Here is a 19,789-nt window from a genome sequence, read left to right as displayed (position 1 = left end):
CGTCAGGAGGTCCACGCGGGGCTCAGCTCCTCTCGCAACACGTCGAGCAGGTCGTCAAGGTCCGGGAGCGCCATGTCGAGCTTGGCCGCGGTGGCGTCGGACGCGAGCCGCGTGTCGAACGGGCCGCCGCCCGCCTCGACGGGAGCGGGACCGGTCTTGATCAGGCCGACGTCGAGCTCGAAGGCGGCTGCGGCGCGCCGGGCGAGCGACACGCGATCGATGTGCTCGGCCCCGCAGCAGTGCAGGATGCCGTCGACGTCGCGGTCGATCGCCCGCCGGATCAGCCGCGAGGCGTCGATCGCGCTCACGGGCGAGGCCCACGTGTTCAGCTCCGGCCCTTCCCAGACCGTGAACTCGCGGCCCTCGCGCAGAGTGTCGATCACCGAGGCGACGAGGTAGCCGAAGCCCGCATCCTGCTCGCGCACGGTCTTGGCCTGCGCGCGGTGCGCACCCTGGACGCCGGCGATCCGCGCGATCGTGCCGCGGTCCGCCCGCTCGCGCACCACGCTCTCGGAAACCACTTTCAGCACCCCGTACGCCGAGGTCGGGTTCGGCGGGTCGTCCTCGGCGGCGGGCCCCTGGGTGCCGTCGAAGACCCAGTCGGTCGAGACGAGCACCATCCGCGCATCGACCGCGTTCGCCGCATCGGTGACGTTGCGGGTGGCGTCCACGAAGGACGACCACGCGCGCCGGCGGTCGCTCAAAAGGCCCGCGAACGCGTTCCAGATCGCGGCGTGCACGATCGCGCCGGGCGCGTGCTCGCGCACGTAGGCGTCCGTCGCGGCGCGGTCCTCGAGGTCGAGCTCGGCGTGCGAGGGCGCCAGCACCTCGTCGCCCGCCTCGCCGAAGACGTGGACGAGGTTGGAGCCGACGAAGCCGCGGGCGCCGGTGATCAGCACCTTCACGTCCCGACCACCGTCTGGTCCCAGTCGATCACCGAGCCGGTGATCATCTCCGCCGCATCCGACAGCAGATGGGTGACCATCGGCGCGATGTCCTCGGGCCGGAGCAGACGCCCGAGCGGGCGCGAGGCGTCGGCCTCGGCCAGCCAGTCCTCCGAGGCGCCCTCGCCGGTCTGCACGACGTGCTCGCCGTCGGTCGCCGTCCACCCGATGTTGAGGCCGTTGACCCGGATCCGGTCGCGCGCCAGCGCGTTGCCGACGTTGCGGGTGAACCCGGCGAGCGCCGCCTTGGAGCTCGAGTACGCCATCAGCTCCGGCTGTCCGCCGTGCGAGGACATCGTGATGATGTTGACCACGCTGCCGCCGCCGGCGCGCCGCATCAGCGGCGCCGCGGCCTGCGTGAGCACGAACGGCGCGCGGACGTTGATCGCGAACAGCGTGTCCCACAGCTCGACCGAGGTCGAATCGAGCGTCCCGCGAGAGCTCAGTCCGGCGGCGTTGACAAGCCCGTCCAGCCGCCCGTAGGCACGCTCGGCGCCGGCGACCACCGCTCGACATGCGTCGACATCCTGCAACTCGGCGGGGACGAAGACCGCGTCGAGCTCTTCCCGCACCGCTTCGCCGCGTGCCGCGTCGCGCCCGGTCAGCACGAGTCGGGCGCCGAGCGCGTGGCAGCGGCGGGCGAACGCCGCCCCGAGACCTTGCGTCGCGCCCGTGACGATGATGACCTTGCCGTCCAACCGCAGATCCATCAAATCGCCTCCGTGCGGACCGCGCGGCCCTCGCGCACGGACTTCCAGGCGGCCAGGCCCGCGACCAACGGGGCTCGCGCGTCGACCGCGCCGACGGGCGGCTTCGCCCCCGACGCCACGGCGCCCACGAACGCCTCCCACTCGCGCAGGTAACTCGGGATGTAGCGCTCGAGGAAGAAGTAGGGGAGGGTGGCCGACGTCGTCCCCACGGCGGTCGCGACCGTCGCGGTGTGGCCGAGCGGGTTGCCGGACGCCGCCATGCCCTCCGACCCGAAGACCTCGACCCGCTGGTCGTAGCCGTAGCGGGCGCGGCGCGAGTTGTCGATCGTCGTCAGGCAGCCGTTGGCGTGGGTCAAGGTGATCACCGCGGTGTCGACGTCGCCGAACTCGCCGATCGCCGGATCGACGCGGACGGACGCCCGCGCGTAGACCTCCTCGATCTCAGAACCGACCACGAACCGCGCCATGTCGAAGTCGTGGATCGTCATGTCCAGGAACAGCCCGCCCGACGTGCGCGCGTACTCGAGCGGCGGCGGGTCGGGGTCGCGGCTGGTGATCCGCGCGATGTGCGGCTCGCCCACGGACCCGTCGGCCACGGCGGCCGCGACCGCCGCGTGGGCCGGATCGAAGCGCCGGTTGAAGCCGATCTGGAACGGCACGCCCGCGGCTTCCACCGCGGCCAGCGCCTCGTCCACGGTCGCGAGATCGAGCGACACGGGCTTCTCGCAGAAGATCGCCTTGCCCGCCTCGGCGGCCGCGATCATCTGCGGCGCGTGCAAGCCCGTGGGGGTGCAGATGGCGACGGCGTCGACGTCGGACGCCGAGATCAGCTCCTCCGCCGTCTCGGTCGCGGGCACGCCGAGGCGCGCGGCGACGTCGAGCGCGGTCGGCTCGAACGCGTCGTAGACCGCGGTCACGGCCGCGCCGGGCACCTGGCGCGCGAGCAGCTCCGCGTGCATGCGCCCGATCCGCCCGACGCCGAGCACGCCGATCCGCAGTGTTCCGGTGGCCACGGCCATCCTCACTCCTCCCGCAGGGACACGACATCCTCCCACCGGCCGGTCTCGACCGACTTCAGCAGCGCGGCCTGCACCGACACCCAGTCGACCGCCTGCGCGAAGGCGACCTCGTACGGCCGATCCTCGACGACCGCGCGCAGGTACTCGAGGTCCTCGATCACGATCAGGTCCTCGAAGCCGATCCCGTTCGCCGCGCCCGGCACGAACGCCCCGTGGTAGGGGAAGCGATCGCCGCCGTAGACCGTCGTGTAGCCGGACGAGGGGTCCTCCGTGCGCCGGTAGTGACGGAGGCGGTTGAGGTCTTCGAGGTTCCAGCCCATCGCGCCCTCGGTGCCGTAGACGTCGAACGCCATCTGGCTCTCCGGGCCGACGATCGCGCGGCTCGCCTCGAACGTGCCGCGCGTGCCGTCCGCGAACTCGCACAGCACCGCCGCGTAGTCCTCGTTGGTGACCTCGCCGTGCGGGTCCTCCGGGCGTCCGCGGCCGTAGTGGCCGGCGCCCGGAAGCGCGATCGGCCGCTCGCGGATGAACGTCTCGGTCGTCCCCACCAGCCGCGTGATCGGGCCGATCAGGAAGTGGGCGAGGTCGACGGCGTGCGAGAGCAGGTCGCTGGTGACCCCGTAGCCGCCCTCGTCCAGCCGGAAGCGCCACGAGAGGAGGCCGAGCGGGTCGGCGCCGTACATGCTGAAGAACCGGCCGCGGTAGTTCGTGAGCGTGCCGAGCGCGCCCGCCTCGAGTTGCTGCTTGGCGTAGCGCACGAGCGGCGCCCAGCGGTAGTTGTAACCGACGCCGGTGATGACGTCGCGGGCGACCCGCTCCGCGCGCGCCGTCTGCGCAGGCGTGCCGCCGACCGGCTTCTCGCAGAAGATGTGCTTGCCCGCCTGCGCGGCCGCCTCGATCAGCTCGAGGTGGAGCATGTTCGGCGCGGTGATGACGACGACCTCGACGGCCGGATCGTCGATCACCGCGCGCCAGTCCGCGCTCGCCGAGGCGAACCCGAACGAGCCGAGCGCCTCGTCGCGACGCGCCGGGACCGTGTCGGCGCAATGGGCGAGCACGGGGTCGAACGTGCGGTCCTCGAAGTGGGTCCGGATCCGCTGCATCGAGCGCGAATGCGCGTGCCCGAGCCAGCCGAGCCCGATCACGCCGATGCCCACCTGGCGGCGCGCGCCCGAGCCCAGCGGCCCGCGGGTGGCCTGAACCGCGGTGCTCATGCCGCCTCCACAGGCCGCTTGAGCTCGTGCTCGAGCGCCTCGAGCTCCGCGCCGCCCGACATCTTCAGGATCAGCTCGTCGCGGGTGATCTCGCCCTTGGCCCAGTTGCCCATCAGCCGGCCGCGGTTGAGGATCACGAAGCGATCGCCGACCGGGAACGCGTGGTGCGGGTTGTGGGTGATGAAGATCACGCCGAGCCCGCGGTCACGCGCCTGCGCGACGTAGCGCAGCACGACGCCGGACTGCTTGACGCCCAGCGCGGCAGTGGGCTCGTCCAGGATCAGCACCTTCGCGCCGAAATAGACGGCGCGGGCGATCGAGACCGCCTGGCGCTCGCCGCCGGAGAGCGTGCCGACGGGCTGGTCCGGGTCGCGGACGTCGATGCCCATCTTGCGCATCTCCTCGTGCATGATCCGCTTGGCGTTCTTGACGTCGAGCCGCTTCAGCGGCCCGCGGCCCTTCGTGGGTTCCGAGCCGAGGAAGAAGTTGCGCCAGATCGACATCAGCGGGACCGTCGCGAGGTCCTGGTAGACCGTCGCGATCCCGTGCTCCTTGGCCTCGCGCGGGGAGTGGAAGTGCGTCGGCTTGCCCTCGACCAACAGCTCGCCCTCGGAGTGCACGTGCACGCCCGAGAGGATCTTGATGAAGGTCGACTTGCCGGCGCCGTTGTCGCCGAGCACGCAGGTGACCTCACCCGCGCCCACGCCGACCGAGATGTCCTTGAGCGCGATCACGTTGCCGAAGAACTTCGACACGTTGCGCACCTCGAGCAGCGAGCTCATCAGCGGATGCCCTCCGCGCGCTTGCGGATGTAGGTGTTGACGAGGACGGCGATGAACAGGATCACGCCGAGGAACAGGAAGCGCCAGTCGGTGTTCCAGCCCGAGAACTGGATGCCGATGAACGCCATGCCGACGATCGTCGCGCCGAGCGAGGCGCCGATCGCCGAACCGAAGCCGCCGGTGAGCACGCAGCCGCCCACGACCGCGGCGATGATGAACGTGAACTCGTCGCCGACGCCCTGGCCGGCCTGCGTGGAGGCCAGCCGCAGCGCGATCATGATCCCGGTCAAGGCGCACACCATCGACGTGGCCATGAACAGGCCGATCTTGGTCTGCTTGACCGGCACGCCGACGTTACGGGCGGCGTTGGCGTCGCCGCCGACGCCGAAGATCCAGTTGCCGATCGTCGTGCGGGTCAGGATCCACGTGGCGACGATCGTGATCACGATCCACCACACGACCGTGATGCGGAAGTCGTACGGCGCCCAGAACGAGCCGCCGAAGACCTTGTTGGCGGACGCGTAGCCCGCCGCGGTGTCGATCCCGCCCACCGAGACGGTGTCGGTGATCAGCTTGGTGACGCCGAGATTCGCGCCCTGCAGGCAGAAGAACGTCGCCAGCGTGACGATGAAGCTCGGCAGCCCGGTGCGCATCACCAGGTACCCGTTGAGGAACCCGATGCACCCGGCGGCGATCAGCGTGAACACGATCGCGAGCCAGATGTTCATCCCGACCTCGGTGGCCAGGATGCCCATGAACAGCCCGGCCGTGCCGGTCATCACGCCGGCCGACAGGTCGAACTCGCCGCCGATCATCAGCATCGCGACCACGACGGCCGGGATGCCGATCGTCGACGCGACGTCGGTCCAGTTCGCGATGCCCGCGAGCTGGAGGAACAGGCCGTTCTGGGTCCAGAAGAACACCGCGACGACGACGGCCGCCAGCGCCGCGCCCAGCTCCGGGCGCCGCAGTGCCCGCGCCGCGAGCGAGATGTTCGCCAGGCGCTCGTCGCTCGGCGGCACGGCTTCGGTGGCGCCGACGCCTTCCGAGATCGGATGTTTGACGACGCTCGGGCTCATCGGGTCCCGGCCTCGGCGAGCTTCTCGATCTGCGCCGCGTTGGTCTTGTCGACGAAGCCCGGGCCGGTCAGCACGGGCTGGCCACCGCCGACGGTGTTCAGGTTGGTCTTGTAGAGCTTGAGGAAGACGATCGGCAGGTAGCCCTGGAGGTACTGCTGCTGGTCGACGGCGAACGAGATGGTCCCGGCCTGGATGTCCTTCATCACCGGGCCGCTCTGGTCGAACGTCGCGAGCTTGGCGGAGGAGCCGGCGCCCTTGATGGCGGTCTTGGCGGCCTCGGCGATGTCCGGGTTGAGCGCCATCACGGCGTCATAGGACTTGTCGGCCTGCAGCTTGGACTTGATCTCCGTCTGGGTGGTGGCGATGTCCGCCGTGCCCTTGACCTGCAGATCGGTGACGGCGGCCCCGAAGCCTTCCTTGACGCCCTGGCAGCGCTGTGCGAGGCCGACGTTGGACTGCTCGTGGATGATGCAGAGCACCTTCTTGGCGCCTTCGTCCTTGAGCCGCTGACCGGCGGCGCGGCCGGCGACGACCTCGTCCTGGCCGACGTGGGTGATCGCGCCGAGCTCCTTGGACTTGTCCGCGCCCGAGTTGAGCGTGATGATCGGGATGCCCGCGTCGGTGGCCTGCTTGAGCGCGCCCTTGATGGCGTCGGCGTTGGGCACCGAGACCGCGAGCCCGTCGACCTTCTGGGAGACGGCGGCCTGGATCAGCTGCGCCTCCTTCTGCGGGTCGTTGTCGGAGGGGCTCCAGATCAGCTTCACGCCCTCGGACTTCGCGGCCGCCTCGGCGCCCTTCTTGACCACCGACCAGAAGGACCCCTCGTCGGAGTGGGTGACCATCGCGATCGTCAGGTTCGTGGGCTCGCTGCCGCCCGCCGTCTGTGCCGCCGGGGTCGAGCTCTTCGACGTTCCGTCCGCGTTCTTCACCTCACCACAGCCGACGACGAATACGGCCACGGCGGCGATGACCAGCAGGACCAGGCGCTTCGGGAAACGGCTCACGACGCAACACTCTCCTCGGTCGGAGCCAGGGTCTCTATGAACTCGATGCTGCGCTTGACGGCGACCATCGGCCCGCTTCCCACCGCCGGCTCCGGCCCGGTGATCGCGGTGTCCTGCTCGAGCACCCACCAGCGCGAGTAGCCCGCGCGGTCGAGCTCGGCGATGGCGCGGGCGACGCCCGCGTCTCCCTCTCCCAGCGGGACGAACACGCCCGCCTGTACGGCTTCGAGCAGCGACAGCTCGCCGCTGTTGAGGCGCGCGGCCACGGCGGCGTCGACGTCCTTGAGGTGGACGTGGACGACGCGCTCCGCGTGCTCGGCGGCGAACGCGGCGGGATCGACCCCGCCGAGATAGAGGTGTCCGGTGTCCAGGCACCAGCCGCACGACGTCTCGGCCAGCGCCCGCTCGACCTGCTCGGCCGTGTAGACCAGCGTTCCCTCGTGGGGGTGGATCGCGAGCGTGACGCCTTCCTGCGCGGCTGCGGCTTCGCACTGCGCCACGGTGGCTCCCAGCGTCGCCCACTGCCCATCGGAGAGCTCGCGTGGAGCGCTCCAGTCGAGATCCTGCACCAGCGCGAGGCTGATCACGTCGCCGCCGAGCGCGGCGAGCTTGCGCGCGGTCTCGCGCACCGAGGCCACGGCGTCCGACGGCTCATGCGCCACGACGGGCCAGAAGCTGCCGACCAGCGACATGCCGTGGCGGGCGAGCACGACGCGCAGCGCGTCGGCATCGTCGGGCAGGAAGCCGGGCGCGCCGAGCTCGGTGGCGGTGATGCCCAGCTGGGCCATCTCGCCGAGGACGCGCTCGGCATCGAGCATGCGTCCCCATCCGGGCACCTCGCAGATGCCCCAGGAGATCGGCGCCGCGACCAAGCGGCGGTGGTTCGTCACAAGAACAGCTCTCCTCGTTCTGAGCGCACAGCGTTAGAGCGCTCTACTCTCCGCTCCACCATTGTTCGCACGACTTGGCCGATCTGTCAAGGAGTTGCTGTTAGAGCGCGCTATCTCTAAGGTTCGTGCGCATGGCAGCACCAGGCCGGCCGCCGACGATGGAGGACGTCGCCGCAGCGGCGGGCGTCTCGCGCGCGCTCGTGTCGCTCGTCATGCGCGGGAGCCCGAAGGTCTCCGAGGCCCGCCGGCAGGCGGTGCTCGACGCGGCCGAGCGCCTGCAGTATCGCCCGAACGCGATGGCGCGCGGGTTGGCGTCGTCGCGAACGATGACGATCGGCGTCCTGCTCAACGACCTGCACAACCCGTTCTTCGCCGACATCGCGGGCGGGATCGAGGCGCTCGCCTCAGAGCTCGGCTACCAGCTCCTGCTGGGGACGGGCCGCCGCCGGCCCGAACGCGAGCGGACCGTGGTGTCGTCGTTCGCCGACTACCGGGTCGACGGGCTGATCCTGGTCAGCCCGCGGTTCGACGAGGACGCGCTGGTGTCCGCCGCGAGCCGGATCCCGACGGTCGTGATCGGTCGCGAGCTGGAGGCGCCGGAGTTCGACACGGTCGTGATCGACGAGCCGCTCGGCGTCCGCGCCGTGGTCAGTTATCTGGCCGGGCTCGGCCACCGCGACATCCTCCACGTGACCGGCGGCGACGGCGCGGGCGCCGCGGCACGAGTGGCGTGCTTCCACGCCGCGATGGAGGCCGCCGGCCTCGGACCGGGGCGCACGCTGCCGGGGGACTTCACCGAGGAGGCGGGCGTGCGCGCGGCGCAGACGATCCTCACCCGCGGCGAGCTCCCGACCGCCGTCTTCGCCGCCAACGACCTGACCGCGGCGGGGATGATGGACACGTTCCTACGCGGCGGCATCCGGATTCCCGCCGACGTCTCGCTGGTCGGCTACGACAACATCTACATCGCCGAGCTGCGGCAGCTGTCGCTGACGACCGTCGACCAGCCGCGCCAGACGATGGGGCGCCAGGCGCTGGAGCTCTTGATCGAGCGGATCGAGGGGCGCCAGGAGCGGGTGACGCGGATCGTCGAGCCGACGCTCGTGGTCCGCGACACGGCCGGACGCGTGCGACAGTGAGGGCATGCCCTCGCCGGTCGTCATCACCTGCGCCCTGACGGGCGGGATCCACGGCAAGGAGGCGAACCCGAACCTCCCGGAGCAGCCGGACGAGATCGTCGCGCAGGGGGTGGCGGCGGCCGAGGCGGGCGCGGCGATCCTCCACGTCCACGCCCGCAACCCGGACGGCTCGAACACGATGTCGCCGCAGATCTACGGCGAGTTGCACGATCGGCTGCGCGCCGAGACGGACGCGGTGATCCAGCTGACCACCGGCGGCTCGCCGACCCTCCCGGTCTCCGAACGCCTCAACACGGTGCTGCTCTCGCCCGAGATGTGCTCGCTGAACATGGGGCTGCTGAACTTCTTCATCCGCGGCGAGCAGGTGTTCTTCGCCAACCACCGGTCGGACATCGAGCGCTTCGCGCGGGAGATCGCGGCGCGCGACGTCAAGCCGGAGCTCGAGGTCTATTCGGCGGCGATGCTCGAAGAGGTGGCGCACCTGATCGGCCTGGGCGTGCTGTCGCCGCCCTACGTGATCAACCTCGTCTTCCACACGCCGACCCAGGGCGGGACGCGGGGGACGCCGGAGAACCTGCTCGACGCGGTGGGGCGGATCCGCGCGCTGGGGGAGGACGTGCGGATCAACGTGTCCTCGATGGGGCCGACGCAGCTGCCGCTGACGACGATCGCGCTGGCGATGGGGCTCAACATCCGCGTGGGGATGGAGGACAACGTCCTCTACCGGCGTGGAGAACCGCTGGATTCCAATGCCCAGCTGGTCGAGCGGGCGGTCCGGATCGCCCGCGAGCTGGACCGCGAGCCGGCGACGCCGGCGCAGGCGCGGGAGCTGCTCGGGCTCCGCGGTCGAGACTAACTTTTCGTTCGTTCGGCCAACCCCCGGCCCTTTGGCCAGGTAGTCGCCTGGCTCTCTCATCTGGCTGGCGAGATAGTTGTTCCATGCCCGCCGCCAAGCCCCAACCGAAGGTCGCCAACGTCGTCGCCGCCGCCCTGCTTCCGGGCCGTTCCGCGCACGACCGCCAGCGCGACCTCGTCCGCGCTTCCCTGCTCATCGCCCGTTAGGCGTACCTGAGCAGGATGTAGCCGGTCGCGATCGTCATCGACAACAGCGTCGCCGGCACGCCCAGGCGCAGGAAGTAGATGAACCCGATCGGCCGGCCGGCCCGGGCCGCCATCCCCGCCGCCGCGACGTTCGCCGCGGCCGCCACGAGCGTGAGGTTCCCGCCGTAGCACGCGCCGATCGCGAGCGCCCACCAGTAGGCGGGGTCGCCGGATCGCGAGATGTCCTCGACGACCGGGATCATCGCCGCGGTCAGCGGGATGTTGTCGACGACGCCGCCGACGAGCGCTGAGATCCACGCGATCCCGAGCAGCTCGGCCGTCCGGTCGCCGCCGGTCAGGTCGATCAGGGCTTGGGAGAGCGAGTGGATCGCGCCACCGTGCTCGAGCGCCCCGACCATCACGAACAGGCCGAGGAAGAAGAACAGCGTCGGCCAGTCGATCCCGCGCAGGACCTCGTCCAGGCGCTGCCTGGAGACCGCGAGCATGAGGCTCGCCCCGGCCAGTGCGACCGTCGCCGGCTCCATGTGCAGCGGGCGATGGATGAAGAAGGCGACGATGATCAGCCCGAAGACGGGGAGGAGGCGCCTGAGCTCGCCGCGGTCCGTGAGCTCGCCGCCCGCGTCGAGGTCGTGGACGCGGCGCCGGACCTCCTTCGGCACGCGCAGCTGCTTGCGCTGCGTGGCGTAGAGCGCGGCGGTCACGACCAGCATGCACAGCCACGCGACCGGCGCCAGGTTGGCGATGAACGCGTTGAAGGACAGCCCCGTGTGGCCGCCGATCATGATGTTCGGCGGGTCGCCGATCAGCGTCGCGGTCCCGCCCAGGTTCGACGCGATCACCTCGATGACGATGATCGGCCGCGGGTCGAGATCCAGCGTCCGCGCCAGCATGAACGTCACCGGGACGATCAGCAGGATCGTCGTCAGGTTGTCCAGGAACGCGCCGATCACGCCGGTCGCGCACGCCAGGAGCATCACCAGCGCGAACGGCTGCCCGCGCGACAGCTGCGCCGCATGAATGGCGACGAACGAGAACACGCCCGTCGTCTCCAGCAACCGGACGACGATCATCATCCCCGCCAGCAGCCCCAGCGCCTCGAACTCGACCGCGGCGATCGCGACCTCCTGGTCCATCGCGCCGAACACGACCACGAGCGCGGCGCCGAGCAACGCGACTTTCGTCCGATCGACCTTCTCGGACGCGATCAAGGCGATGGAACCGGCGAAGACGGCGACGGGCAAGACCATGTGCCTGCACGCTAAGGGGACGTTCAGCGCTGCAAAATGGGCTCTTCCACCCAAGCTGCCCGAACGAACTCCGGCTCCGCCGCGGTCATTGTCTCGACGCGCTGGTCGAGGACGCCGCCCGCCCGGTCGTCGTTACGCGACGACGGTGAGCACGCCGGGTGCGACGCTGAAGCGCGCTTCGAGCTCGTCGGAGATGTGGTCGCCGTCGACCTGGATCGGGATCGCGCGGTCGTCGGCCGACCGCACGACGGCCTCGTGGAACGCGCCGAACGCGTCGATCCCACGGTGGGCGGCGATCCGCGCGGCGCCCGACAGCGCCCGGAGGGTCACGGTCGGCACGTCATAGGGTCGTGCCCTGGTCAATACGACGCCGGCCAGATTGCCCGAATCGAAGCGCGCGCCCTCGACCAGCGGGACCGGACGGTCATTGAAGTACGTGTAGTTCTCCGCGTTCTGGATGAACAGCGACACGCCCTTCACCGTGCGGCCGTCGACGGTGACCGCCAGTCGCGGCGGGTCGACGACGTACTTGCGCAGGAAGGTCACGATCGCGCACTCGACGAAGTAGAACGGGCCGAAGCGCTTCTTGAGCTTCGGGTTGCGGTCCACGCGCTCGACGACCGACGCGTCGAGCCCCATGCCGGCCGCGAACGTGAAGTAGCGCCCGTTGACGATCCCGAGGTCGACGACGCGGGGCTCCCAGCGGTCGGCGAGTTGCAGGATGTGCTCCGTGGCGTCGACCAGGTCGGTGGGGATCCCGAGCAGTTTCGCGACCACGTTGTTGGACCCGCCCGGGAGCACGGTCAACGCGGTCGACGTGCCGGCGAGCCCGTTCGCGGCCTCGTTGACCGTCCCGTCGCCGCCGAAGGCGCAGACGATGTCGTAGCCCGCTTCGGCAGCCTCCCGGCACAGCTCGATCGCGTGCCCCTTGGCGTCGGTCAGCCGCGTCGTCACCTCGAAGCGCCCCTGCAGCGCGTAGACCACGAGGGAGCGCACCCGCTCGGACATCTTCGTCGCGACCGGGTTGATGATGACCAGCATGCGTTTCGGGCGTTCGTCGCCCGAAAGTGGGTCGCTCACAACCACCCGCGGCGTTTGAAGAAGGCGGCCACGGCCACCACGATCGCGAACATGGCGCCGATGATGATCCAGAACGCGTGCGCGCCGTGCTCCGCCGGCACGGGCACGTTCATGCCGAAGACGCTCGCGATCAGCGTCAGCGGCAGGAAGATCAGCGAGATCGCGGTCAGGACCTGGAAGGTCTCGTTGGTGCGGTGCGCGATGGCCGACTCGTTCGTGGACTCCAGGCCCTCGACGACCTCCTTGTAGTTCTCGAGCATGTCCCAGGCACGCTCGGAACCGTCGATCAGGTCGTCGAAGTAGATGTCGAGGTCCTCGGCGATGTAGCGCGCCTTGTTGCGCTCCAGATCGCGGAAGGCGAGGCGCTGCGGCCGGATGATCTTGCGGAAGTTGATGATCTCCTGCTTGGCGTTGGAGATGTCGCGCACGACATCGTCCCCGTCGCCCTCGAAGATCTCCTCCTCGATGCGGTCGAGCTTGAGCCCGATCTTGTTGAGCATCGGGAACGACGAGTCCACGCAGTCGTCGACGATCTTGTACAGCAGGTAGCCCGGGCCCTTGGAGAACAGCCCGTCGCGGAGCTCCTCGTTCGCGCGGCAGCGCTCGAACAGGTAGCTGATCGGCTCCAGCGGCTCGTTGGGCAGCGTGATCAGGAAGTCGGGGCCGACGAAGATGTCGACCTCGGCCGCGTTGAGGCGCGACACCTTCTTGTCGTAGCGCGGGAAGTGGAGCACGATGAACAGGTAGTCGTCGTACTCGTCGACCTTCGGCCGCTGATTGCGTGAGCGGACGTCCTCATAGTCGAGGGCGTGGAAGTCGAAGTGCTCCTCGAGCCAGGTCTGTTCGAGCGAACGCGGGCGCTCAATGTTGATCCAGCGCAGGCCGGGCGACTCGACGATCTCGACGCGCGGCTCGGTGCGCTCAGGCGCAGCCTCAGCGGTCGTGCGACCGCGACGACCGAACGGACTCCGGGGCAGGCTCGGCATAACCGGGACTGAGGGGTTCTTCGGTCGGCAGCATCACGTCAGGAAGTGTACGACTCCGTCAAAGAAGTTCGCTACGCTTCCGAATACATAGCTGGACGCATCCAGAGGGGTGGAGGGATTGGCCCAATGAAACCCCGCCAACCTGCTCCCGGTCGCACGCCGGGACGCAAGGTGGCAATTCCATCAGGCTCCAAACAAGAAGGCCTGGGAGATGCGGTTGGGGCTTCTCCCCGGTGCACCTCGCCGACTGGAACCTCCGCCGCACACCCCGGGCGGAGGACCAAACGACATGCCGGCAGATGCCCTGAAGTGCAAGGAGTGCCAGACCACGTACCCGCTCGAGGCGCGCTTCGTCTGCGAGCGGTGCTTCGGCCCGCTCGAGGTGAGCTACACCATCGCGAGCGACGACCCGGCCGCGCTGAAGCGCCGGATCCAGGCCGGGCCGCACAACATCTGGCGCTACGCCGACTTCCTGCCCCTCCAGGGTCCAGCGCGCAGCGCGCTGCCCACGGGCTGGACGCCGCTGGTCAAGGCGGACCGCCTCGCTGAGCGGCTCGGTCTCGGCGAGCTCTACATCAAGAACGAGACCGCGAACCCGACGCACTCCTTCAAGGACCGCGTGGTGTCCGTCGCGCTGGCGCGTGCAGTCGAGCTCGGGTTCGACACGCTCGCGTGTGCGTCGACCGGCAACCTGGCGAACGCCGTCGCGGCGCACGCCGCGGCCGCCGGTCTGCCCGCCTACGTGCTGATCCCGCACGACCTCGAGGAGCAGAAGATCCTCGCCACCGGCGCCTACGGCGCCCAGATCGTCGCCGTCAAGGGCAACTATGACGACGTCAACCGCCTCTGCACCGAGGTCTCCGGCGAGCGGCCGGGCTGGGCGTTCGTGAACATCAACATGCGCCCCTACTACGCCGAGGGCTCCAAGACGCTCGCGTTCGAGACGGTCGAGCAGCTCGGCTGGGAGCTCCCGGACCGGATCGTCGGCCCGATCGCCTCGGGTTCGCAGTTCACGAAGATCGCCCGCGGCTTCCAGGAGTTCATCGACGCCGGCCTCGTGGAGGGCCGCGTGCCGACGATGAACGGCGCCCAGGCGCTGGGCTGCTCGCCCGTCGCGACCGCGTTCGCCGAGGGCCACGACATCGTGCGCCCCGTCAAGCCGGACACGATCGCCAAGTCGCTCGCGATCGGCAATCCGGCCGACGGCCCGTACGCGATCGAGCTGGCCAGGAACACGGGCGGCAGCATCGACTCCGTCGACGACGACGAGATCCGCGCGGGCATCCGCCTGCTGGCCGAGACGACCGGCATCTTCACCGAGACCGCCGGCGGCGTGACGATCGCGACGCTGGCCAAGCTGGCCGAGCGCGGCGACATCGGCCGCGACGAGCGCGTCGTGGCGATGGTGACCGGCGACGGCCTGAAGACGATCGACGCGGTCCGCGACACGTTCGAGGTGACGACGATCCCGGCCAGCCTCGACGCGTTCGACGCCGAGTTCGCGGTGGCCGTCTGATGGCCGTCACGGTGAAGCTCCCGACGCAGCTGCGCGATGCCGCGGGCGGCCAGACGGCGGCCCAGGTCGACGGCAGCACGGTCGGCGAGGCGCTCGACGCCCTCTACGAGCAGCACGGCGAGCTGCGCGAGCGGATCGCCGACGGCGACGGCGCGCTCCGCCGCTTCGTCAACGTCTACCTCAAGGGCGAGGACATCCGCTTCCTGGAGGGGCTGGAGACCCCGGTCTCGGACGGCGACGAGGTGACGATCCTCCCGGCTGTGGCGGGAGGCTAGATGCGCCTCGACGACAAGCTCCGCGGCGGGGAGCCGATCGTCAGCTTCGAGTTCTCGCCGCCGCGCACGGTCGAGGCCGAGCTGGCGTTCTGGAGCGCGATCGAGGAGCTCGCCGCGCTCGAGCCCGCGTTCGTGTCGGTGACCTGCGGCGCGGGCGGGACGACGCGCGACCTGACGCTCGCGGTCGTGCGCCGGCTGGCGCGCGAGCGCGGGCTGGAGGCGGTCCCGCACGTCACCGCCACCGGCTTCACCCGCGAGGGCCTCGTCGAGCTGCTCGCCGAGGCCCGCTCCGGCGGGGCCGACAACGTCCTCGCCCTGCGCGGCGACCCGCCGCGCGGCGAATCGACCTGGACGGCGCCGGAAGGCGGCGTCAAGAGCTCGCTCGAGCTGATCGAGCTGGCCGCCGAGGCCGGCTTCTGCGTGCTCGCCGCCGCCTACCCGGAGCCGCATCCCGACTCGCGCGGGGCGGCGCAGGACCTCGACCACGTGCGCGCCAAGCTCGCCGCCGGCGCCCGCGTGCTCGTCACCCAGCTGTTCTTCGACAACGCCGACTACGCCCGCTTCGTCGACACGCTCGGCAGCGACGTCCCGGTGTTGCCGGGGATCATCCCGGTCACGAGCATCGCCCAGATCGAGCGGATCGCGCAGCTGTGCGGCGCGAGCATCCCGACCGCCCTGCGGCGAGAGCTCGAGCGCCGGCAGGACGACCCGCGGGCAGTGGCCGAGCTCGGCGTCGCCTACGCGACCGCCCAGGCCGCCGAGCTGTTGGCCGACGGCGCGCCCGGCGTCCACCTCTACACGCTCAACCGCTCGCCCGCCACGCGCGCGATCGTCTCCGCGCTGCGCGCCCACGGCGCGCTCGCACCTAAAGGGGTCAGGCCCCTTTAGGTTCGTGTACGTTCGCTTCTCATGAAGCGGACGATCAAGCTCGCCGCCGAGGCCTTCAAGCCCGCCAACCTGGCCCGAGGGCTGCGGCCGGCGAGCTCGGAGGACGTCGAGGCGGTGCTCGAAGCCGCCACGCCCGAGCAGCGCGCCGCGTACCTCGCCCAGGTCGAGCGGGCCGAGGCGGCGGCGCGCGACGCGCAGAGCCGCGACGAGGCGCGGCGCGTGCTCTTCGGCCCAGCCGGGTCCGCCGTCCACGGCCCCACGATCGACGAGCAGCAGGGCGCGTCGCTGCGCTTCGCCCGCGTCGAGTTCAGGCGAACCGTCCGCCAGGTCGTCGGCCGGCCCGAGGTGCCGCAGATCGAGGACCCGGTCCAGCGCGCGCACCACGCCGCCGCCGCGCGAGCCGCCCGCGACCAGGCCCGCGCGCCGTACCGGGGGCCGCACGCGGTCCCGATCCACGTCAGCCGCTTGACCACTCGCGGCAAGACCCAGCTCGACCAGGTCCTCGGCTATCTGAACGCCAGCGGGCTGGCGCCGGACCGGATCTTCGGCGTCTACCGCGTTCCCGACCGCATCAGCCAGGCGGTCACGCCGCACTCCGAGAAGGGCCGGCCGGTCGAGTGGGACGTCGTGCACTCCGATCCGCACGGGACCTCCGCGCCGTTCGTGGCCACCGCGTTCGCCGCGGAAGAGCAGTGGGTGGCGCGGCGGGTGGGGGAGCCGTCGGTGCTCGACGAGGAGCTGGCGCTCGCCTTCTGCCTCTCCGCCGGGATCGGCCCCGAGCACTGCGCCGGGATCGCGCGGGTGTCCGAGTTCCGGGCGCTGCACGACGGCGACGCCGACGGCATGAGCCCGGTCTGCACGCTGGTGCGCGGCGTCGTCGCCGTCCACCCGCGTACCGACTCCGACGCCTACGAGCGGATGCGCGCCGCCGCGCCGCTGCTCCTGCACGAGCCCACCGGCATCCACGTCGAGATCCTCAACTGGGCGGCGATCGCGGCCGCCGTCCACACCCGCGCGACCCACCCGCCGCCGGTTCCCTCGCCGTTCCCGTACCTCCCCGCGACGCCCCAGGAGCTGCTGCGCGCCTATCTCGAGGTCGTCGGCGTCCGGCCGGAGGACTCCTACAGCGCACAGGCGACGGTCGACGGCGTGCGGATGCTCGGCGGCGCGCACACGAACCTCGGCCCCAAGCAGCCGTGCGCCGACGGCAAGGACCGGATGCGCGCGCACGGCTGCCAGCTCGTCGTGCTCGTCTACCGCGACCGCCCGGAGTACGTCGCCGGCCGCGAGCGCTGGGCCGCGTACGCGGGCGAGCAGCTGCACGCCAAGCTCGAGCGTGGAACGGGGATCCCGCGCCGGGTCGAGTCCAATGAGCCGGGCCGCCTGGAGCGCGCGGCCGAGCTGCTCGAGCGCCTGCACTGGGACAACTGGTTCGACGGGCTGGATGAAGAACCGATCCCGTACCGCTATTGCTGGCCGCCGATCCGATGACGCGGCGTCGGCGCGGCTGGGTCCGCGTCCTGATCGGGCTCGCGATGGTGGGCTTCGGCGCGCTCGGGGTCGTCGTGGGGATCGCGGGCGCGGTCAACGCACGCTCGGACATCGAGGACGACGCCGTCGCGCGGGCTCCGCTCGGCCAGCCGACGAGCTTCGAAGGCGAGGCCGGGGTTCGCTACACGGTCTACGTGATCTCGCGGCGCGCGGACCTGATCGTCAGCCGGACCGGTTGCCAGACCTCAAGCGGCGGGCGCTTCAGCGGCGCCCGGCAGGGGACGAGCGTGACGCTCGGCAGCGCGTCCTCGGTCGGCCGCTTCGACGGGACCGCCGGGACGATCGACATCGTCTGCGCCGGGCCGACGGCCGACGACTACGTCGTGACGCCCGGCGGAACGGGCATCCTGCGCAGCATCCTGTCGATCATCGGCGGCGCGTTCCTGGCGCTCGGCGGCATCGGGCTGATCATCTGGGGCCTGATCGGCCGTCGCGTACCGGCGTGATCGCGAAGTCGTCGGCGCCGACGAGGTCGAGCTCCAGCGCGCGGCCCCAGCACTCGGCCAGCGCCTCCATGCTCTCGGCGACGAGCTTCTCGTAACTCGCCACGATCTCGCCGCGGAACTCGGCCTGGCGGCGGTCGAGCTCGCGCATGTCGGCGCGGGTGTGCGGCGCCTTGAGCCACGTCATGCAATCGGGACAGCGCAGCTCGACGACGACCACATCGGAGCCCTTGGCCTCGCAGCGCAGCGGCTGCAGGAACGTCGACCCGCAACGCGGGCACATGGTCATCGCGGCCATGGCGCGAACCTACGCGCCCGATCGGACAGAAATCCGATTGTGACCCCCGTATCAAGGGGCCGATAACCGTGCTCAGGAGGGAAATATGGAAAACCCGAATCCCAACCCTGGCCCAGACCCGCTCGACTCGCACGACGAGACCCGCGTCTCCGGCCTCACCGGCATGACGGCGGACTCCGCCAAGACGTTCCTGGACTTCCACACGGGCATGCGGTGGCTGCATCACCGCGACGCCCCGGAAGCCTAAGGCAGCTCCATCGAGAGAACCTGACCGTGCCAGTCGCGCACGGTGAAGGTCCCACTGCGGCGGAAGCCCTGGCGCTCATACCAGCCGACGAGCGCCGGGGCGCCCGCCCAACAATCGACGCGCAGCAGTTTCAGGCCCGCCGTGCGCGTCTCCTTGACCGCGCGGTGCACGAGCGCCGCGCCGATGCCCTTGCCGGCGTGTGCGCGCGACGTGACCAGCGCGGTGATGTAGCGCTCGGGCCGCGGTGGGGGAGACACGTGCTCCGGCCGCGCGCCCAGGACGATCGCGCCGACCGCCCGGTCGCCCTCCTCCGCGATCCGCAACCCGCCTGAGGCCGCCCATTCGGCCGCCGCGGCGACCCGGGCGTCGATGGCCGAGAACGGCGTCGAGCCCCACTGGCCCGTCTGCCCGCGGGCGACGAGCCACGCGACCGCCTCGTCGAAGAGCGCCAGCACGGTCGCGGTATCCGCCGGCGTGCCCTCCCGGATGATCATTCGCACTGTCCTAGCGGCGGAATGCGCTGATGCAAGGCCGCGACGAACTCGCGCGGGTCCTGGAAGACGAGGTCGGCACCGAACTCGAGCGCGGTCGGGCTCGTCTCGGCCGTCCAGAACTGGCCGCCCGCGACGATGCAGGGCCGCGGCTCGATCGCGTGGAGCGACCGCAGCACCTCGACGACGCCCTCGATCACCCCCGCGGTCGCGGTCGAGAGCGCCACCAGATCGGGCTGCTCGGACTCGACGAGCGCGGCGATGTCATGCGCGGGCGCTCCCGGGCCGAGCAGGATGACCTCCCACCCGTCGGCCTCGAGGAAGTCCGCGACCATCCGCAGCCCGACCGCGTGCAGCTCGTCCGGCGTACCCGACACGACCGCCAGCCGCCCGTCCTTCGGCGCGCGGGTCATGCGCCGTGAGAGCCCGTCGAGGATCGACTGGGCGACCGCGGTCGCGTAGTGCTCCTCGGCGATGTTGAGCGCGCCCATCGCCCACCGGTGCCCGACCTCGCGCAACGCCGGCTCGAGCATCTCGAGGTAGATGTCCGGGATCGGCACGCCCTCCTGGAGCGCGGTCTCCACCGCCGTCCGCGCCCGCGCGGAATCCCGCGCCAGCAGGGCGGCGAGCAACGCGTCACGGTGCTCCTGGACGCTCACGACGACGTCAGCATGCCAGCAACCCTGGACCTACGGCTCGTTCCATGACGCCGGACCGTGCCGTAGCGTGAGGGAATGGAGCAGGACAAGTCAGAAGACCGGACGGATCCAGACGTAACCCGGCTCGAAGAGACCGAAGCCAGCCGCCAGGTCGCGCACGTCACGGGGATGAGCGCCGACGCCGCGGCGACGTACGCGGCCTTCGTCTCCGGTCGCTTCGCGTCGCGCTCGGCGTTCCGCGACGCGGCATAAAGGGTTACGCCGG

24 protein-coding genes and 1 riboswitch are annotated in these 19,789 nt (G+C 70.8%); of the genes, 10 read left to right on the top strand and 14 right to left on the bottom strand.

Annotated features, from left to right (window positions below; all coding sequences use genetic code 11):
* Window positions 1-2 precede the first annotated feature (2 nt).
* From G569_RS58690 to G569_RS50820, 8 genes are read right to left on the bottom strand one after another with little or no spacing between them, the layout of a single operon-like run.
* Window positions 3-905, bottom strand: coding sequence for an SDR family oxidoreductase (locus G569_RS58690; protein WP_053226848.1), 903 nt, complete (start codon window positions 903-905; stop codon window positions 3-5).
* A complete protein-coding gene (locus tag G569_RS0123005; protein ID WP_028065161.1) occupies window positions 902-1,654 on the bottom strand; it encodes an SDR family oxidoreductase in 753 nt (250 codons plus the stop codon). Before G569_RS0123005 ends, G569_RS58690 begins: the two co-directional genes overlap by 4 nt.
* Window positions 1,654-2,667, bottom strand: coding sequence for an inositol 2-dehydrogenase (iolG, locus tag G569_RS0123000; RefSeq protein ID WP_211233053.1), 1,014 nt, complete (start codon window positions 2,665-2,667; stop codon window positions 1,654-1,656). The genes G569_RS0123005 and iolG overlap by 1 nt, the downstream gene beginning before the upstream one ends.
* A gap of 8 nt (window positions 2,668-2,675) precedes the next feature.
* Window positions 2,676-3,887 carry a Gfo/Idh/MocA family protein gene (locus G569_RS0122995; protein WP_053226847.1) on the bottom strand — a complete coding sequence of 404 codons (1,212 nt, stop codon included), beginning with the start codon at window positions 3,885-3,887 and terminating at the stop codon, window positions 2,676-2,678.
* Entirely contained in the window at window positions 3,884-4,669 is a 786-nt protein-coding gene (locus G569_RS0122990) for an ATP-binding cassette domain-containing protein (RefSeq protein ID WP_028065158.1), read from the bottom strand. Before G569_RS0122990 ends, G569_RS0122995 begins: the two co-directional genes overlap by 4 nt.
* Window positions 4,669-5,748 carry an ABC transporter permease gene (locus G569_RS0122985; RefSeq protein WP_084285406.1) on the bottom strand — a complete coding sequence of 360 codons (1,080 nt, stop codon included), beginning with the start codon at window positions 5,746-5,748 and terminating at the stop codon, window positions 4,669-4,671. Before G569_RS0122985 ends, G569_RS0122990 begins: the two co-directional genes overlap by 1 nt.
* Window positions 5,745-6,752, bottom strand: coding sequence for a sugar ABC transporter substrate-binding protein (locus G569_RS0122980; protein ID WP_028065156.1), 1,008 nt, complete (start codon window positions 6,750-6,752; stop codon window positions 5,745-5,747). The genes G569_RS0122985 and G569_RS0122980 overlap by 4 nt, the downstream gene beginning before the upstream one ends.
* Window positions 6,749-7,642: a TIM barrel protein gene (locus G569_RS50820; RefSeq protein ID WP_037498448.1), complete on the bottom strand. Its 894-nt coding sequence runs from the start codon at window positions 7,640-7,642 to the stop codon at window positions 6,749-6,751. The genes G569_RS0122980 and G569_RS50820 overlap by 4 nt, the downstream gene beginning before the upstream one ends.
* A gap of 131 nt (window positions 7,643-7,773) precedes the next feature.
* On the opposite strand from G569_RS50820, the gene G569_RS0122970 reads away from it, so the two are divergent.
* From G569_RS0122970 to G569_RS66045, 3 genes are all read left to right on the top strand, one after another.
* Window positions 7,774-8,781: a LacI family DNA-binding transcriptional regulator gene (locus tag G569_RS0122970; RefSeq protein ID WP_037498445.1), complete on the top strand. Its 1,008-nt coding sequence runs from the start codon at window positions 7,774-7,776 to the stop codon at window positions 8,779-8,781.
* 4 nt (window positions 8,782-8,785) lie between these two features.
* Window positions 8,786-9,637, top strand: coding sequence for a beta-keto acid cleavage family enzyme (locus G569_RS0122965; protein WP_028065154.1), 852 nt, complete (start codon window positions 8,786-8,788; stop codon window positions 9,635-9,637).
* 83 nt (window positions 9,638-9,720) lie between these two features.
* Window positions 9,721-9,843 carry a hypothetical protein gene (locus tag G569_RS66045; protein ID WP_306765193.1) on the top strand — a complete coding sequence of 41 codons (123 nt, stop codon included), beginning with the start codon at window positions 9,721-9,723 and terminating at the stop codon, window positions 9,841-9,843.
* Here the strand turns inward: G569_RS66045 and G569_RS0122955 are convergent.
* From G569_RS0122955 to G569_RS0122945, 3 genes are all read right to left on the bottom strand, one after another.
* On the bottom strand, window positions 9,840-11,090 hold the full coding sequence (locus tag G569_RS0122955) for an ArsB/NhaD family transporter (RefSeq protein WP_028065153.1): 1,251 nt from the start codon (window positions 11,088-11,090) through the stop codon (window positions 9,840-9,842). The two genes, G569_RS66045 and G569_RS0122955, sit on opposite strands and share 4 nt — an antisense overlap.
* A gap of 132 nt (window positions 11,091-11,222) precedes the next feature.
* The gene (locus tag G569_RS50815; protein WP_053226846.1) at window positions 11,223-12,131 is read right to left on the bottom strand and encodes a diacylglycerol/lipid kinase family protein; all 909 of its coding nucleotides are present in this window, start codon (window positions 12,129-12,131) and stop codon (window positions 11,223-11,225) included.
* A 35-nt stretch (window positions 12,132-12,166) separates the two neighbouring features.
* Window positions 12,167-13,156: a magnesium transporter CorA family protein gene (locus tag G569_RS0122945; protein ID WP_028065152.1), complete on the bottom strand. Its 990-nt coding sequence runs from the start codon at window positions 13,154-13,156 to the stop codon at window positions 12,167-12,169.
* Window positions 13,157-13,250: 94 nt separating this feature from the next.
* Window positions 13,251-13,374: riboswitch (SAM riboswitch) on the top strand.
* A gap of 71 nt (window positions 13,375-13,445) precedes the next feature.
* On the opposite strand from G569_RS0122945, the gene thrC reads away from it, so the two are divergent.
* The 5 genes from thrC to G569_RS0122920 are packed head-to-tail and all read left to right on the top strand — an operon-like array spanning window position 13,446 to window position 17,832.
* Entirely contained in the window at window positions 13,446-14,672 is a 1,227-nt protein-coding gene (thrC, locus tag G569_RS0122940) for a threonine synthase (RefSeq protein WP_028065151.1), read from the top strand.
* Window positions 14,672-14,947 carry a ubiquitin-like small modifier protein 1 gene (locus G569_RS0122935; protein WP_028065150.1) on the top strand — a complete coding sequence of 92 codons (276 nt, stop codon included), beginning with the start codon at window positions 14,672-14,674 and terminating at the stop codon, window positions 14,945-14,947. The genes thrC and G569_RS0122935 overlap by 1 nt, the downstream gene beginning before the upstream one ends.
* Window positions 14,948-15,835 (top strand): methylenetetrahydrofolate reductase, encoded by an 888-nt coding sequence (locus G569_RS50810; RefSeq protein ID WP_053226845.1) that lies wholly within the window; start codon window positions 14,948-14,950, stop codon window positions 15,833-15,835.
* 21 nt (window positions 15,836-15,856) lie between these two features.
* Entirely contained in the window at window positions 15,857-17,326 is a 1,470-nt protein-coding gene (locus tag G569_RS0122925; protein WP_028065149.1) for a hypothetical protein, read from the top strand.
* The gene (locus tag G569_RS0122920; protein WP_157592240.1) at window positions 17,323-17,832 is read left to right on the top strand and encodes a hypothetical protein; all 510 of its coding nucleotides are present in this window, start codon (window positions 17,323-17,325) and stop codon (window positions 17,830-17,832) included. Before G569_RS0122925 ends, G569_RS0122920 begins: the two co-directional genes overlap by 4 nt.
* Here the strand turns inward: G569_RS0122920 and G569_RS0122915 are convergent.
* Window positions 17,795-18,127, bottom strand: a complete 333-nt coding sequence (locus G569_RS0122915; RefSeq protein WP_028065147.1) for a hypothetical protein — start codon at window positions 18,125-18,127, stop codon at window positions 17,795-17,797. The two genes, G569_RS0122920 and G569_RS0122915, sit on opposite strands and share 38 nt — an antisense overlap.
* 85 nt (window positions 18,128-18,212) lie before the next feature.
* On the opposite strand from G569_RS0122915, the gene G569_RS62880 reads away from it, so the two are divergent.
* Entirely contained in the window at window positions 18,213-18,374 is a 162-nt protein-coding gene (locus tag G569_RS62880; protein WP_157592239.1) for a hypothetical protein, read from the top strand.
* Here the strand turns inward: G569_RS62880 and G569_RS0122905 are convergent.
* Together G569_RS0122905 and G569_RS50805 are read right to left on the bottom strand one after the other, a co-directional pair.
* Complete coding sequence (locus tag G569_RS0122905) at window positions 18,371-18,868, bottom strand: GNAT family N-acetyltransferase (RefSeq protein WP_028065146.1); 498 nt, start codon at window positions 18,866-18,868, stop codon at window positions 18,371-18,373. The two genes, G569_RS62880 and G569_RS0122905, sit on opposite strands and share 4 nt — an antisense overlap.
* Window positions 18,865-19,524, bottom strand: a complete 660-nt coding sequence (locus G569_RS50805; protein WP_053226844.1) for a cobalamin B12-binding domain-containing protein — start codon at window positions 19,522-19,524, stop codon at window positions 18,865-18,867. Before G569_RS50805 ends, G569_RS0122905 begins: the two co-directional genes overlap by 4 nt.
* A 75-nt stretch (window positions 19,525-19,599) precedes the next feature.
* Here G569_RS50805 and G569_RS62875 point away from each other — a divergent pair, with 75 nt between their 5' ends.
* Window positions 19,600-19,776, top strand: a complete 177-nt coding sequence (locus G569_RS62875) for a hypothetical protein (protein WP_157592238.1) — start codon at window positions 19,600-19,602, stop codon at window positions 19,774-19,776.
* Window positions 19,777-19,789: the final 13 nt, after the last annotated feature.

The organism is Solirubrobacter soli DSM 22325, from assembly GCF_000423665.1.
Lineage (GTDB): Bacteria > Actinomycetota > Thermoleophilia > Solirubrobacterales > Solirubrobacteraceae > Solirubrobacter > Solirubrobacter soli.
The sequence above is the reverse complement of the archived record's forward strand: the minus strand, read 5'-3'. Positions and strand labels throughout refer to the sequence as shown.

Bases quoted from the DNA above. Each gene is read 5' to 3' on its own strand.
- G569_RS0123005 (WP_028065161.1), bottom strand. From the start codon at position 1,654: ATGGATCTGCGGTTGGACGGCAAGGTCATCATCGTCACGGGCGCGACG.
- G569_RS0122995 (WP_053226847.1), bottom strand. From the start codon at position 3,887: ATGAGCACCGCGGTTCAGGCCACCCGCGGGCCGCTGGGCTCGGGCGCG.
- G569_RS0122990 (WP_028065158.1), bottom strand. From the start codon at position 4,669: ATGAGCTCGCTGCTCGAGGTGCGCAACGTGTCGAAGTTCTTCGGCAAC.
- G569_RS0122985 (WP_084285406.1), bottom strand. From the start codon at position 5,748: ATGAGCCCGAGCGTCGTCAAACATCCGATCTCGGAAGGCGTCGGCGCC.
- G569_RS0122970 (WP_037498445.1), top strand. From the start codon at position 7,774: ATGGCAGCACCAGGCCGGCCGCCGACGATGGAGGACGTCGCCGCAGCG.
- G569_RS0122965 (WP_028065154.1), top strand. From the start codon at position 8,786: ATGCCCTCGCCGGTCGTCATCACCTGCGCCCTGACGGGCGGGATCCAC.
- G569_RS66045 (WP_306765193.1), top strand. From the start codon at position 9,721: ATGCCCGCCGCCAAGCCCCAACCGAAGGTCGCCAACGTCGTCGCCGCC.
- G569_RS0122955 (WP_028065153.1), bottom strand. From the start codon at position 11,090: ATGGTCTTGCCCGTCGCCGTCTTCGCCGGTTCCATCGCCTTGATCGCG.
- G569_RS50815 (WP_053226846.1), bottom strand. From the start codon at position 12,131: ATGCTGGTCATCATCAACCCGGTCGCGACGAAGATGTCCGAGCGGGTG.
- G569_RS0122945 (WP_028065152.1), bottom strand. From the start codon at position 13,156: ATGCCGAGCCTGCCCCGGAGTCCGTTCGGTCGTCGCGGTCGCACGACC.
- thrC (WP_028065151.1), top strand. From the start codon at position 13,446: ATGCCGGCAGATGCCCTGAAGTGCAAGGAGTGCCAGACCACGTACCCG.
- G569_RS0122935 (WP_028065150.1), top strand. From the start codon at position 14,672: ATGGCCGTCACGGTGAAGCTCCCGACGCAGCTGCGCGATGCCGCGGGC.
- G569_RS50810 (WP_053226845.1), top strand. From the start codon at position 14,948: ATGCGCCTCGACGACAAGCTCCGCGGCGGGGAGCCGATCGTCAGCTTC.
- G569_RS0122925 (WP_028065149.1), top strand. From the start codon at position 15,857: ATGAAGCGGACGATCAAGCTCGCCGCCGAGGCCTTCAAGCCCGCCAAC.
- G569_RS0122920 (WP_157592240.1), top strand. From the start codon at position 17,323: ATGACGCGGCGTCGGCGCGGCTGGGTCCGCGTCCTGATCGGGCTCGCG.
- G569_RS0122915 (WP_028065147.1), bottom strand. From the start codon at position 18,127: ATGGCCGCGATGACCATGTGCCCGCGTTGCGGGTCGACGTTCCTGCAG.
- G569_RS62880 (WP_157592239.1), top strand. From the start codon at position 18,213: ATGGAAAACCCGAATCCCAACCCTGGCCCAGACCCGCTCGACTCGCAC.
- G569_RS0122905 (WP_028065146.1), bottom strand. From the start codon at position 18,868: ATGATCATCCGGGAGGGCACGCCGGCGGATACCGCGACCGTGCTGGCG.
- G569_RS62875 (WP_157592238.1), top strand. From the start codon at position 19,600: ATGGAGCAGGACAAGTCAGAAGACCGGACGGATCCAGACGTAACCCGG.